At 65.6% G+C, this 13,555-nt stretch carries 14 protein-coding genes; 7 read left to right on the forward strand and 7 right to left on the reverse strand.

All coding sequences use genetic code 11. From position 1 onward, the window contains the following. Positions 1-12: 12 nt before the first annotated feature. Entirely contained in the window at positions 13-984 is a 972-nt protein-coding gene (locus HGI30_RS02365; protein ID WP_168906226.1) for an ABC transporter ATP-binding protein, read from the forward strand. A 69-nt stretch (positions 985-1,053) separates the two neighbouring features. Here the strand turns inward: HGI30_RS02365 and HGI30_RS02370 are convergent, their stop codons facing one another. After that, entirely contained in the window at positions 1,054-1,272 is a 219-nt protein-coding gene (locus tag HGI30_RS02370; RefSeq protein WP_168906227.1) for a hypothetical protein, read from the reverse strand. Between the two features lie 250 nt (positions 1,273-1,522). On the opposite strand from HGI30_RS02370, the gene HGI30_RS02375 reads away from it, so the two are divergent. After that, on the forward strand, positions 1,523-2,548 hold the full coding sequence (locus tag HGI30_RS02375; RefSeq protein WP_235680291.1) for an acetylxylan esterase: 1,026 nt from the start codon (positions 1,523-1,525) through the stop codon (positions 2,546-2,548). Between the two features lie 135 nt (positions 2,549-2,683). Here HGI30_RS02375 and HGI30_RS02380 read toward each other — a convergent pair whose 3' ends face one another. From HGI30_RS02380 to HGI30_RS02395, 4 genes are all read right to left on the reverse strand, one after another. Continuing rightward, entirely contained in the window at positions 2,684-2,944 is a 261-nt protein-coding gene (locus HGI30_RS02380; RefSeq protein ID WP_168906228.1) for a hypothetical protein, read from the reverse strand. 20 nt (positions 2,945-2,964) lie between these two features. Further along, positions 2,965-3,282, reverse strand: a complete 318-nt coding sequence (locus HGI30_RS02385; protein ID WP_168906229.1) for a DUF5316 family protein — start codon at positions 3,280-3,282, stop codon at positions 2,965-2,967. A gap of 238 nt (positions 3,283-3,520) precedes the next feature. Continuing rightward, positions 3,521-4,234, reverse strand: coding sequence for a PspA/IM30 family protein (locus HGI30_RS02390; RefSeq protein WP_168906230.1), 714 nt, complete (start codon positions 4,232-4,234; stop codon positions 3,521-3,523). A gap of 80 nt (positions 4,235-4,314) precedes the next feature. Further along, positions 4,315-4,539, reverse strand: a complete 225-nt coding sequence (locus HGI30_RS02395) for a PspC domain-containing protein (protein WP_168906231.1) — start codon at positions 4,537-4,539, stop codon at positions 4,315-4,317. Positions 4,540-4,862: 323 nt separating this feature from the next. On the opposite strand from HGI30_RS02395, the gene HGI30_RS02400 reads away from it, so the two are divergent. Next, entirely contained in the window at positions 4,863-5,012 is a 150-nt protein-coding gene (locus HGI30_RS02400; RefSeq protein ID WP_168906232.1) for a hypothetical protein, read from the forward strand. A gap of 654 nt (positions 5,013-5,666) precedes the next feature. Here the strand turns inward: HGI30_RS02400 and HGI30_RS02405 are convergent. Then, positions 5,667-8,234, reverse strand: a complete 2,568-nt coding sequence (locus HGI30_RS02405; protein WP_168906233.1) for an ATP-dependent helicase — start codon at positions 8,232-8,234, stop codon at positions 5,667-5,669. Between the two features lie 216 nt (positions 8,235-8,450). Between HGI30_RS02405 and HGI30_RS02410 the strand changes: the two genes are divergently transcribed. The 3 genes from HGI30_RS02410 (at position 8,451) to HGI30_RS02420 (ending at position 10,555) form a co-directional block, all read left to right on the forward strand. Next, on the forward strand, positions 8,451-8,936 hold the full coding sequence (locus HGI30_RS02410; protein ID WP_235680292.1) for a MarR family winged helix-turn-helix transcriptional regulator: 486 nt from the start codon (positions 8,451-8,453) through the stop codon (positions 8,934-8,936). 163 nt (positions 8,937-9,099) lie between these two features. After that, positions 9,100-9,747, forward strand: a complete 648-nt coding sequence (locus HGI30_RS02415) for a nitroreductase family protein (protein WP_168906235.1) — start codon at positions 9,100-9,102, stop codon at positions 9,745-9,747. 268 nt (positions 9,748-10,015) lie between these two features. Then, positions 10,016-10,555 carry a translation initiation factor IF-3 gene (locus HGI30_RS02420; protein WP_168906236.1) on the forward strand — a complete coding sequence of 180 codons (540 nt, stop codon included), beginning with the start codon at positions 10,016-10,018 and terminating at the stop codon, positions 10,553-10,555. 180 nt (positions 10,556-10,735) lie between these two features. Here HGI30_RS02420 and HGI30_RS02425 read toward each other — a convergent pair whose 3' ends face one another. Further along, positions 10,736-11,659 carry a helix-turn-helix domain-containing protein gene (locus HGI30_RS02425; RefSeq protein WP_168906237.1) on the reverse strand — a complete coding sequence of 308 codons (924 nt, stop codon included), beginning with the start codon at positions 11,657-11,659 and terminating at the stop codon, positions 10,736-10,738. 226 nt (positions 11,660-11,885) lie between these two features. Between HGI30_RS02425 and HGI30_RS02430 the strand changes: the two genes are divergently transcribed. Beyond that, on the forward strand, positions 11,886-13,253 hold the full coding sequence (locus tag HGI30_RS02430; protein WP_168906238.1) for an MATE family efflux transporter: 1,368 nt from the start codon (positions 11,886-11,888) through the stop codon (positions 13,251-13,253). The last annotated feature ends 302 nt before the right edge of the window (positions 13,254-13,555 follow it).

Raw genomic sequence — 13,555 nt, forward strand, 5'->3', positions numbered from 1 at the left:
GGAGGAGAACCGATGGCAAGCCAACCGAACGCGATGCTCGAGGTGGACAACCTCAGCAAGTTTTTTGAAGTCGGCAAGGGCAAGACGCTCAAGGCGGTCAACGGCCTGAACCTGTCCATCCGCAAGGGCGAGACGCTCGGCATGGTCGGCGAGTCCGGCTGCGGCAAGTCGACGGCCGGCCGCACGATCATGCGCCTGTACGAGCCGACTTCCGGCGAAGTGCGCTACAACGGCTCCAACATCTACGATCTCAAAGGCTCCAAGCTCAAGGCGTTCCGTCGCGAGATGCAGATGGTATTCCAGGACCCGTACGCTTCGCTGAACCCGCGCTGGACGGTCGAGAATATCATCGCCGAGCCGCTGGACATCCACAAGCTCGTGTCGAGCCCCAAGGAGCGCAAGGTCGCCGTCGAGCGCCTGCTCGAGAAGGTCGGCCTGAATCCGTCGCATCTGACGCGCTACCCGCATGAGTTCTCCGGCGGCCAGCGCCAGCGCATCGGCATCGCCCGCGCGCTCGCGGTCGATCCGAAGTTCATCGTCGCCGACGAGCCGATCTCCGCGCTCGACGTGTCGATCCAGGCGCAGGTCGTCAACCTGCTGCAGAACCTGCAGCGGACCGAGGGCCTGACCTACCTGTTCATCGCGCATGACCTGGCGATGGTCAAGCATATCAGCGACCGCATCGCCGTCATGTATCTCGGCAAGCTCGTCGAGATCGCCGACAGCGAGGACCTGTACGCCGATCCGCGCCACCCGTACACGCAGGCGCTGCTCTCGTCGATCCCGATCCCGGATCCGGAGGTCGAGGCCAACAAGGAGCGCATCGTGCTGCGCGGCGACCTGCCGAGCCCGATCAGCCCGCCGAGCGGCTGTCCGTTCCGCACGCGCTGCCCGGCTGCGACCGAGCGCTGCGCGGCCGAGGTGCCGGAGCTGCGCCAGGTCGGACCGAACCCGTCCCACTGGGCCGCTTGCCATTATGCCTGATCGTTTTCAGCCTCCGCTTTCCCGCTTGCCGGGAGGGCGGAGGCTTTTTTTTGGATGCGGACGGCCCGGCTAGCTGCGGAGCCAGGACAGGAGCGCGCGGCCGGCGCCGGGGCGCATCGAGGCTGTCCGTCCATCCCGCCTAAGCTCATAAGGATGCGGCTGCGCGGCGGCTCCCGGAAGCGGCGGCCCGGCCGCTGCCGCAAGCCACGGCTGCTCTGCCGGTCGGCCCGACTGCTTGTGGTGCCGCCTCAGCTCCATCTCGTATCGATATAGGTCCTCTGCCATCATAAAGGGGTTCCTCCTTCGGTCGCGGCCAAGCGGGGAAGCGTCATCCCTTCCCTTGCCTGCCGGCCTTTGATCTGCTTCCAGCTTAACCGGCCGCTGTGACAACAGGGTGGCAGCAATCGAAAAGGGCGGAACAAATGTTCTTGGCCGGAGAGATGTGGATGGGTAATGGATAAGGATGCGTTGACGAGAAGCAGGCGGAGCAGGTACCCTTTGCACAGAAGGAAGCCCGAGCGGGCGAGGAGGCGGGACGATGAATTCTTATGCGGGCATACCCGGCAACACCGAGCTGAACCATCTCCAGCGGCGCAAGATGGAGCTGCAGCTGTACATGCCGCCGCTGACGATGGAAAAGGAGAAGAGCGAGGCATTCTGGCAGCCGCGGCTGGAGCGGGCTTGGAGCAAGCCGCTGCATGAAGCGCGGACGCGAGTGGACGAAGAGCTGTTTCCCTGCGCGGATGTGTACCGAATTACGTATGAAGGCTACGACGATACGCCGGTAAGCGGGCTTTACCTGGTGCCCAAGGAAGAGGCGCGAGGAGGGCGGCCCGTTCCCTGCATCGTCGTCTACCCCGGCTACACGGCAGGGGCCGGCTATCCGGAGGATCACGCGGGCTGGCTGCTGGCGGGTTATGCCGTGCTGGCCGTCGATGCGAGAGGACAGGGAGGCGAGACGGGCAGCCTGCTGCCGTCCGCGCATGGCATGGCGAAGGGATGGATTACGCAAAATCTGCTCGACGGCCCGGATCGGACCTATTATATGGCGCTCTTCGTCGACAGCCTCAAGGCGCTGCAGGCAGCGGCCTCGCAGCCGGAGGTCGACGCGAGCCGGCTCGTTCCGTGCGGAGGCAGCCAAGGGGGCGGGCTGGCGCTGGCGGCAGCCGCGCTTTGCGGGCTGGGGGAGTTTCCGGAGATCGGCTTGGCGGCCGTGCTGGCCGATATTCCGAACCTGTGCCATGTCGACCACGCGATCTTCAGCTCGGCCGGCTCGCTGTCGGAGGCCGGCCAGCTGGCGAGCCGCAAGCCGGAGGAGCTGTCGCGGCTGCTGGAGCATCTCGCTTGCTTCGACAACATGAACCTGGCTTGCCGGATCGCGGCGCCGGTGCTCGTAAGCGTCGGCTGGAAGGACCCGATCTGTCCGCCGGAGACGGTCTATGCGGCGTTCAACCGCATCCATGCGCCCAAGGAGATCCGCGACTATCCGTTCCTCGGCCATGAAGTGAGCGGCGCGCATCGCCGGGACAAGCTGCGGTTCGTGCTGGAGCATGCGGGGCGTTGATGCGGCCGTACGGCCGCGCAGCTTGAGCGGAACGAAGGCTGGCGATGCCGTCATCCGATTGGAAGAGAAGCCCTCCGGCCGCGCGCAGCGGCAGGAGGGCTTCGGCATGTGCAGGCCGCTGTCCGGAGCAGGACGTCAAGACGCCAGCTTGACCAGGGCGAAGACGACCAGCAGCGCGAGCGAGAACAGCGAGTAGAGGCGCAGAGCCTTTTCGGCAGGCGGTCGGCGCACTTCTACGAGCAGCAGGACGAGCACCTGTCCAAGCGCGTAGCCGGTATCGACGGCGGCATTGAGCCAGGAGCGATCGGAAAACTCCTTGATGTCCAGGGCATAGGCGGCCAGAAAGATATTCGTGGCCGAAAAGACGAAGCTGGCCAGGAACCAACGCAGGGTCATCGGCGGACGCTCCTTCCGGATTAGAGAAAATAAACGGCGGCGCACAGCAGCAGGCTCGGCAGCGCCAGCAGCAGGCAGCGGGCCGACCAGTCGTTGCGGCGCCGCAGCGATTCGCCGTCGTCGGCGTAGGTGCCGACCCGCCGAGAGTCTCCGCCGATGAACGCTCCGGAGAACAGCATCGCGAGCACGAGCGGAACGCCTCCGCTCCAAGCCGATGCGCGGACCAGCGAGGCTTCTCCGCCCACGAGGCCGACGGCTCCGGCAGCGGCCGCGAGGCCGAGTCCGGCGCAGAGGAAGACGAGGGTGATGCGCTTTATGAAGCAGACCTCCTTTTCCAAGTTGTACGCGGCAGGGCGGCGGTTTGTTTCTTTTCCCTGAAATGGGGTCAACAGGGAAAAGCCATTCTGCTTTGGGCAGAATGGCTTTTGGCCGTAGGGGCGAAAGCGTGGGAGCCTGGGAGCCGGCTCTTGTCGGGGCACCACGCATGGGCGCGGGATGAGGCTCATGCGGGCCGACATCACGCCGATTCGAGTGTATGCGTCAGGTCATGGGTTTGCGAGAAGCGCAAGACTTGCTTTAGTCGCCTTTCATCTTGCGGCGCAGCTCGGCGAGCTGCTCGTCGATGGCGGCGGAGCGGCCGTTGTCCTGCGGAGCGGATGGAGTGGATGAAGCGGTCTCGTACCCGCTCCCATAGCTTGAGGAGCCGGCCGACGGGCCTTTGTAGTCCCGGCTCAGGCCGAGCTGGGCTTCCCACTGGAGCACCTTTTCCTCGATGCGGTCGAAGCCGCGGGAGGCGCGTCCCGGCTCGAAGCCGTGGCTGAAGCTCGGGGCGGTGCGCTCGGCGGCCGCCTCGGCTTTTTGAATGCGCTCGCTCAGATCGTTGCGCTTCTGGACGAGGCGCTGCAGCTCTTCCTTGGCGGAATCCAGGCGAATCTCCAGCTCGGCAGAGGCATGCTTCGCGTGCTCATGCAAGCGGCGGTATTCCTGCTCCTGCTCGGCATAGCGGAGCTTCGCCTCTAGCGCGGCGCGGGCTTCCGCCTCGCGTCCGTCCCGCAGCGCCTCCTCGGCCTTGGCCTGGTTGTGCTGGGCCAGCTGCGTCACTTCCTCCAGGCGGGAGCCGTACGAGCGGGCAGCCGCTTGCTGGCGCTGCAGCTCGGTTTTCATGCCGTCGATCTCTTCCTCCATGTTGCGGATATATTGGTTCATCATCAGCGTCGGGTTTTCCAGCTTGTTCAGCATTTCGTTGGCGGTTGCTTTGGTCAGGTTGAGAATTCGGTCGAATACGCTCATGGATACACGCTCCTTATCAGGTTGAAGGGAATGGGAAGTCTTCTAATGAAAGCTCGGCTGTGGGACGGAAAGGCGGGCGGTTAGTTGTAGAAAGGCTCCCGAGAAGGAGGGCCGTTCCACTCCGGCTCTTTTGGCAGGACGACGCTGGCTGCGGCGTAGAGCAGCAGGCCCGTGCCGCCGCTGAAGACGCCGACGGCGATGAAGCCGATCCGGACGAGTCCGGTATCGATGCCGTACGTGCGGCCGATTCCTCCGCACAGCCCCGCGATTTTGCGGTCAGTACGGGAGCGATACAAGGTTTTCATGACGGTGTCAGTCTCCTCTATATGCGGCACGCCGGCTGCCCGGCCGTGCGGCTTGATGTCCTTATTGTACCTCCATGCCCGGCTGCGCCGACACGGCCCCACGAATGGAATCCGACCTGGACCCGGGACCGGGATCGGCTCGGACGGAAGTTGTGCGCGGCGAGCAATGGAGGGGCAAAGCGCGTCAATGGAAGGAGATTGGGACTGGAGAGGCTTCGCTTCTGCGGCGGCCTGCTCCTAGCCGCTGGAACGCATGAAAAGCGGTCGCCGTGCGCAAGCTATCGGGGCAAGCCCATCATCCACGAAAGAGGTGCCGATCATTCATGGGTAAAAACAAGGCGAGCAAGGCAGACGTCCAAACGACGAAGCTGAACAGCTTCGCGGCCAACCAGGATACGGAGTTCGCTCAGGATCTGACGGCGGATGCCCAAGCGGCATTCAGCTCGGTCAATCAAAAGAAGAAGAAAAAATAACCGACTCCGCCTTCCGGTCCATCCGGAAGCCGGCCTGTCCTTCGGGCGGGCCGGTTTTTGCGTTGGATAGAGGCCGGTGACGGATGCCGGGCGAGCATGGCTGACGCTCGTCGCGGAAAGGGAGAAGCGGGCACGCGGGGACTTGCCGGGGGGCGTCTGGAATGAGGGGGCCGTCGCTGGGGCCGTTTTTTTGATGCGGCGGTGGTCGCATGGGCCGTTTTTTTGATGCGGCGGCTGTCGCATGGCCGTTTTTTTGATGCGGCGGCTGTCGCATGGGCCGTTTTTTTGATGCGGCCGCCGTTGCATGGGCCGTTTTTTTTGATGCGGCAGCCTCGCGAGAGCGACCCGTGGCGCTGAGCCTGCGCTCTGATCTAACGAAACGGAGAAGCGCTATTGTGCCTAAAGCTTCGCTTTTTTGAATCTAACGAAACGGAGAGGCGTTATTTAGTCAAAATGCCCCCCCAGTCGCCTCTTTTTCCGGCAATAGCATCGGTGAGTTTCGTTAGTTTTTCAAAACGCTCTTTTTCGGCTGAATAGCGTCGCTCTGTTTCGTTAGAGCTGCGGCCATGGCGGGCTGCGGCAACCGTTCGAGCAGAAATGGGACCGCGGTTCAAAGAAAAAGCCCCGTCGGCAATGGACGGAGCTTGGAAGGAGCTAGGGCTTCGGTCTCGCGCCCATCGATGCGGACTTGGACGCAGCAGATTTTAGTGAACCCGTGCGCGACGCCGCGCCGGGTTGAGCTGAGTCGGCCGAGCCGCTCCGGCCGCTTGCGGCCCGTCTAACGCCGGCTCTGGCTGCGCTGGCAGCTGGGCCGGCACCGGTCCGTCTTGCGCCGTCTGCGCCAGCAGCCTTGCTGACGGCCGATCCGGCGCTTGCGCGGCCAGCTATGCCAGCCATGCCTCTAGCTGCGCCAGCAGCTTTGCTGACGGCCGATCCGGTGCTGGTGCCGCCAGCCATGCCTCGAGCTGCGTCAGCCTTGCTGACGGCCGATCCGGTGCTGGCGCCGCCAGCCATGCCGCCAGCTGCGCCAGCCTTGCTTACGGCCGATCCCGTGCTCACGCTGCCAGGGCCGCCAGCCATGCCGGCCATGCCGCCAGCCGCGCCGGAGCCTGCGCTGCCGGCCGGGGTGCCCGCCGCCGGGCGGAACGCGTCGAGCAGGAAGCGCGACACGTCGGTCTTGCGGCCCCGCCACAGGCTCGGGGAGCTGACGAGCAGCTCGTCGCGCGCCCGCGTGACGGCGACGTAGGCGAGGCGGCGCTCCTCCTCCAGCGCGGCTTCCCGGAGCGAGGCGGGATCGCCCGCCGCAGCCGCCCCGTTGCCGTAGTCGGACAGCTTGTCCGCTTCGAGCGCGAGGCTGTGGGGCAGGATGCCCTCGGAGGCGCCGATGAGGACGACGGCCGGGAACTCCAGCCCCTTGCTCTTGTGGATGGTCATGAGCTTGACGGCATCCCGGGCCGCCTCCGGCGGCAGCGCCCGCATCTCGGCGTGGCGCTCGCCGATCCGTTTCACGAACGCAAGGAACGAAGGCACGTCGGCAAAACGGCCGGCGGAGGCCTCCAGCTCGTCGAGCGCCTCGCGCAGCGTCTCCTTGTAGACGGTGCCGGCGCTGCCCGCGCCTGCCGCAGCCTCGGCGTCGAGCCAGGCGTCGTAGAAGTCCTTGCGCATGCGGCGGATGGCGTCCGCCGGCTTCAGCGCCTTCAGCCCCTTGATGAACGTGATCCGGGCCTGGATCGAGTCGCGCTGGAAGTCCTTGAGCCCGTCCAGCGTGAGCAGATGGATGAGCGGGCCTTTTTTGGGACGGGGATCGTCCTTGGCTCGGATATGGGCCATGCCCTTGGCGCGGCCCACGTACATCGAGGGCAGCACGCCCTCCATCGCCGCGAAGTCGCGCCGCTTGACCGACAGGCGCAGGTAGTCCACGAGCGGACGCACCGCCGACTGGTCGTAGAACGGCTCGCCGCTGTCCTGCAGATGGAACGGGATGTCCGACAGCACGAGCTGCTCGAACATCGCCCGGCTGTTGCTGGCGGTGCGGTACAGGATGGCGAAGTCGCCCCAGCCGCGCGCCCCCTCCTCGACCCGCTCGCGAATATGGGCGGCGACGGCCGCCGCTTCCTGGTCGGTCGTGAACGGCCGGATGTAGAGCGGCACCTGGCGGCTCGTGCGCACCGCCTTGAGCGTCTTGGCGTAGCGGGCCTTGTTGTGCCGGATGATGTCGTTGCCGAGGCCGACGATGCTCGCGGAGGAGCGGTAGTTGGTGTCGAGCGTGACGACGCGGGCGCCGGGAAAGGCGTCCCGGAACCCGAGGATATACTCGCTCCGCGCGCCGCTGAAGCCGTAGATCGTCTGGTCGTCGTCCCCGACGGCCATCAGGTTGGCGCGCTTGCCCGCGAGCAGGCGGATCAGCTCGTACTGCAGCCGGCTCGTGTCCTGGAACTCGTCGATCATGATGAGGCGGAAGCGGTCCTGCAGCGTGCGCAGCAGCGCCGGCCGCTCCGTCAGCAGCCGATGCGACCAGAGCAGGATGTCGTCGAAGTCCATGCGGCCCTCGCGCTCCTTCCATTCCTCGAAGCGCAGGAGCAGCCGCTTGAGGTCGCGCTCCGCCTGGCTCGACTCCGGCAGCTCGGCGAGCGGGCGCAGGCTGAGCTTGGCCTCGGACAGCGCCGCCAGCGCCGTCTCGGGCTCGAGCCGATCGGCGATGCCGAGCTCGCGCAGCATGCCCTTGAGCACGATGACGGCCAGCGGTCCGCCCCCGAGAATTTCCTGGCGGAAGCCTTGGCTGCGCAGCAGCTGCAGGAAGAACGAGTGGAACGTGCGGGCGGTGACGGCTTTGGCGGCGGCGTGCGCGATGCCGGGCAGCGCGGCGATCCGGTCCTTCATTTCCTGGGCGGCCTTGACGGAAAAGGTGACGAGCAGGATCGCGCGCGGATCGGCTCCGCGCTCCGCGATCAGATAGCCGGTGCGGGCGGCGAGCACGCTCGTCTTGCCGGAGCCGGCTCCGGCGAGCGTCAGCAGCGGGCCGTCGCCATGGCGGACGGCCTCGATCTGGGGGCCGTTCAGGAACAGCCCGCGGCTCTCGAGCGCGCGGAAATAGCCGCTGTCGGCATCGCTGTCCGGCACGAGGCGGCTGCTGTTGTCCCCGGAGGCGAGAGTGGCGGCGGGCAAGCCGCGGCCGGCCGCTCCGAGCGGCTTTTTGAAAGGCAAAGGCAGATTGGCGTTCATGGGGCATGTCTCTCCTGTAGCAAAAGGCGCTCCCGCGAGGGGGAATGCCTGTTCGTCGTTCCTTTCAGCATACTGGATCGAGCTTCCGCTGGCAAACGCCAAATGACGGGAGGGGCTTGCGGGAAGGCGGCGTTCCGTGATAACATTGACCCATCAACTATTGAGGGATCAAGAACATGCCGCATCCGGGGGATTCGGCAGACAGGAGGACATGTCATGAGCTGCCGTACCGAGGATCTGCTCTATGTGCTGATTCATCTGAACAAGCAGCTGGCCTGCCGGTTCGAGGCGGATGTCGGGCTGAGCCCGAATCGGCTGGAGCTGCTGTGCCAGCTGCGCGGCGTGGAGGAGATCAGCCAGTCCGACCTGCAGAAGGCGGTCTCGATCGACCCTGCGGCCGTGACGCGGCACATGCAGCAGCTGGAGGCGGAGGGCAAGCTCGTCCGTACCCGCTGCGAGGACGACAACCGCGTGACCAAGGTGCGGCTGACCGACGAGGGCAGGAGCTGGATCGAGTCGTGCAACCGCCAGAAGGATCGGTTCATGGAGCGGCTGCAGGCGGGACTGGACGAGTCGGAGCGCAAGGAGCTGCTGCGGCTGCTGCTTGCGCTCGGCCGCTCGCTGGAGGAGCCGTCCGCTGCCGCCAGCGGCCCCTCCGCGGCGGTCCGGCGCGAGGCGGGCGCGAGGCTGATCGGGGATTGACGGAACGAGAGCCACGCTCGGGGAGGCGGACCGGGACGGACTTTCCGGAGAGCTGCTCCGACGCTAGATGAGGGAGACGGCTTTTGCTTAAAGCGGGATAGAAGAGGGATAGGACCAACCATAAAAAGCAGGCCGAAGAGCCTGCACAAGGAGAGAAACCGAAATGACGAATGCAGCTGCCGTTGTCCGCACGAACGATTACCGCGAGATCGTCGCCGGGCGCCGCTCGGTGCGCGAGTACGATCCGTCCGTCAAGATCAGCCGCGAGGAGATGACCGAGCTTCTGGAGGAAGCGACGCTCGCGCCGTCCTCCGTCAACCTGCAGCCGTGGCGCTTCGTCGTCGCCCAGAGCGACGAGGCGAAGGCCGCGCTGGCGGAGATCGCTCCGCGCAACCGCACGCAGGTGATGACTTCTTCGGCCGTCATCGCCGTGTTCGGCGACATGCAGGCGTTCGACTACGCCGGGGAGATCATGTCGAGCTCCGTGGCCAAGGGCTACATGACGCAGGAGGTCATGGACCAGATGATGGCCAATTACAGCGGGCTGTTCAGCAGCGTGCCGAAATCGGCTTTCCGCGACATGATCCTGCTCGACACCGGCCTGGTCAGCATGCAGATCATGCTGGCGGCGCGCGCCCGCGGCTACGACACGAACCCGATCGGCGGCTACGACAAGTCGCGCGTCGCCGAGACGTTCGGCCTGGAGGCGGACCGCTACGTGCCGTCCATGCTCATCTCGGTCGGCAAGGCCGCCAAGGACGCCCGCCTGACGACCCGGCTGCCGATCGATCGCGTCGCCGAGTGGAAGTAAGCTCGGCTGCTCGACAAAGCTAACGCCAGAGGCGTTCGAGAGGGGGCTGTCCCGGAACCGTGGAAACGGACCGGGGCAGTCCCCTTTGCCGTCGGAGCGCCGGGCCGAGGGCGGGGGCCGCGCGGCGGGTCTGGCGCATGCGTCTTCTAGGCGCCGCTTCGCTTCGCGGCTGCCGGCTCGGGAACCGGCGCAGCCGCCGTTTGAACCGAGCCTCGATCGCAGGTATGCTAAGAGCACGGAACTACTTATAGAAAGGTCGTGCGGGCAGATGACAGTGCTCATCAATGAGCAGATCAAGGCGTTCGAGGTGGATCTGACCGGCCTCGGCGGAGAACGGCTCGGGGTCGTGGAGCGGACGGAGGCGCTGGAGCTGGCGCGGGCGGCGGGAGCGGACCTCGTCTGCACGTCGCTCATGAGCAGCCCGCCTCCCTGCCGGCTGATGCCGAAGGGCAAGGGCAAGGCGGCGGCGCAGCAGGAAGCGGCGGCGGCGCGCCGCTCGGCCGGTCCGGCAGCAGCCGGGGGCAAGCCGGGCGCCGGCGGGAAGGGCGGAGCGGACAAGGCGAAGGAGCTGCGCTTCACCGCCCACATCGAGGAGCATGACTACGACACGAAGCTGCGCCAGGCGGACAAGCACTTGCGCTCGGGCAAGCCGGTGCAGCTGGTCGTCAAGGCGAGCGGGGCCAAGGAGGCGGCCGCCGCCAAAGCCGTGCTGGAGCGGCTGCTGGCCGATCTCAAGGAGGCCGGCGTCAAGGAAACCGGCATCCAGTCGAGCGGCAAGGGCGCGCAGGTGCGGGTGAATCCGAAGTAAGGGCGCGACGGGCGCGCAAGGGGACGGAGCTCCTTTGCGGTCCATGCGGATCAGGTTCGTTTCGGCTCAAGCCGGAACGGGCCTTTTTTTCATGCGCGGAAGAAGGGGAGGCAGGACAGGCGGACGGAAGGCCGAAGACGCCGCGCCCTCGGGGCTGACGTGGGGGAGGGGGCGGCCGCATCAGGCATGCGAGAAGCGCTGCCGGTAGCTGCGCGGCGACAGCCCCTCGTACTTGGCGAAGCAGGAGGCGAAGTACGCCGCCTGGTTGAAGCCGACCTCGCCGGCGATGCGCGAGACGGGATAGTCGGTGCGCAGCAGCAGCAGCTTGGACTGGCCGATGCGGTAGCGCAGCAGGTACTCCTTCGGCGAGCAGCCGAACTCCTTTTGCATGCAGCGGGCGATGTAGACGGAGTGGAAGTTCAGGCTGTCGCTCATCGCGCGGGCGCTGATGTCCTCGCGGTAGTGCCGGCGCAGGTAGGCGGCGGCCTGCGCGGCGCAGGCCGCCGAAGGCGAGGTCGAGCGCGCGTCGAGACCGGCCGACAGCTGCTGCAGCAGCTCCTGGAACAGGATCTGCTGGCGCCAGAGCGCGCCGCCGACCTGGCCGCTGCTCGTCAGCGCCGTGAGCTGGCCGAGCAGCTCGAACGTGCGCGCCGGCTCGACCAGGTCGGCGTACTGCGGCATCTGCACGGAGAACAGGGGCGCGTTCATTTTCCAATCGGCGTCATGGGCGCTGTCGAGCTCTTCGCCGGTGGAGGCGTCCCCGCCGTTCCAGGCTCCGCGCGGATCGCGGTAAAGCGGCAGCCGCTCGTCGGTGGCGGTCCAGTAGCCGTCGTGCTTGAAATGCAGCCAGTAGCAGCGCGTGCGCAGGCGCGTCGGAGCCGTGCCGTAGTGATGCGCGTCGGGCCGCAGGATGAGCGCCTGCCCCGGACCGACCTCGTAGCTCCGGCCGTCCTCGGTGACGAGCAGCTCGCCCTCCTCGACGGCCAGCAGGTCGAACAGGCCGATGTTGCAGCGGTCGACATGGACCATGCCGGGGCCGTGGTCCTCGTGTCCGCTGGCGATATAGTAAGGAAGCGGAGGCAAGGCGAATTGCAGCAGCTTCATGCGGGGGCTCCTTCAAGTTTCGTTTTTGAAAGTTCAGGTTGCATCCGTGATACCTCACAGCGAGTATAGCACTTATAATACGGATGGACCAACAAGCTCGGCACAAGGCTCAATCCCGCTCCATCCCTAGGAAAATTAGGTTGTTTGGCGGCAAGGTCGGCGAAAGGGCTTTCATGTCGGAGCGATGCTTCTTGTATGCCAGCAATCCAGGGTGGAGGTTTCATTCATGAAAAATCGCAACTACTCGTTATGGGCGCTGTCCTGGCCCATCTTCATCGAGCTGTTCCTGCAGTTCCTGCTCGGAGCGGCGGATACGTTCATGGTCAGCGAAATTTCCGACGACGCGGTCGCGGTCGTCGGGTTCTCGCACCAGCTGTTCAACGCGCTGACGGTGCTGTTCACGGTCATCGCCAGCGGCGCCGGCATCCTCATCGCGCAGAAGCTCGGAGCGCGCAAGGAGGAGGACGCCCGCTCGATCAGCATCATCGCGCTCAAGACGACGGTGCTCATCGGAGCCGCGGTCAGCGTGCTGCTCATCGCCCTGCCCGGGCCGATCGCGAGCCTGCTGCAGATGCCCGAGGAGCTGCTGCCGCTGGCGCGCACCTACATCTCCATCGTCGGCGGCAGCATGATCCTGGCGGCGATCATGAGCACGCTCAGCGCGGCGATCCGCAACACGGGCAACACGCGCGGACCGATGTATACGGCGATCGGCATGAACGTCGTGCATATCTTCCTCAACTACGGCTTCATCTACGGCGCGTTCGGCCTGCCCGAATGGGGCCTGGCGGGCGTCGCGGCCAGCACCGTCGTCAGCCGCCTGCTCGCCTCGGCGCTGCTGGTCTACATGTTCCTGTTCGCGTTCGAGCGCCGAATCTGGTGGGGCGACATCAAGCTGTGGAGCCGCAGCCTGTTCCGCGAGATCCTGCGCATCGGCTGGCCGCTCGGCGTCTACTCCGGCAACTGGGTGCTCTCGCAGCTCGTCATCTTCACGTTCATCGGCTCGCTCGGAGCGGCGCAGCTGGCGGCGCGCACGTACATGAACACGCTGGAGTCGTTCTGCTTCCTCATCGGCTTCTCGATTGCGCTGGCGACGCAGATCCGCGTGGCGCATCTGTTCGGCGCCGGCAACACCCGCGAAGCCTACAAGGACGCGTACAAAGGGCTCTGGATCGGCCAGCTCGTCGTCATCGCCAACTCGTTCATCATCTTCCTGTTCGGCAGCCAGGCGCTCGGCCTGTTCACGACCGATCCCCAGATCCTGGCGATCTGCGCCGGCCTGCTCGGTCTGAACCTGCTGCTGCAGCCGGGCAAGATGCTCAACATGACGATCGCAGACTCGCTGAACGCCGTCGGAGACACGCGCTTCACGATGTACGTCTCGACGCTCAGCATGTGGGGCGTGTCGGTGGCCGTCTCCTATTTCTTCAGCATCCATCTCGGCTACGGCCTGACGGCCATCTATATCTGCATGATCGCCGACGAATACTTGCGCGGCTTCGTCTGCTGGCTGCGCTGGCGCAGCTTCAAGTGGGCTTCCCGCGCGGGCTCGCCCGAGCTGCCGGCGCAGGGCGGAGCGGCTGCGGAGGCCTGAGGCTGGAAGGTCTGTCTCGAGCTTCGCGAGGATTCGAACGACGAATCGGCTCGTTAGCAGGGGCTTCGAGCTCCGCGAGGATTCGAACGACGAATCAGCTCGTTAGCAGGCATAAGTCGGTTTTCGCGAATATCTAACGACGAATCAAACGCTTGACGACGGGAAACGGGCTGGAATCGGGACGAAAACGACGTCTTGCAGCTTCGAAGCGTTTGATGCGTCGTTAGAGTTCCAAAACTCGGCAAAAGGGGCTTCTAAGCGCTTGACCAGTCGTTAGCGTTGAAGTGAGTCCTCGCGCTGGC

Source organism: Paenibacillus albicereus (assembly GCF_012676905.1).
Taxonomy (GTDB): Bacteria; Bacillota; Bacilli; order Paenibacillales; family Paenibacillaceae; genus Paenibacillus_O; species Paenibacillus_O albicereus.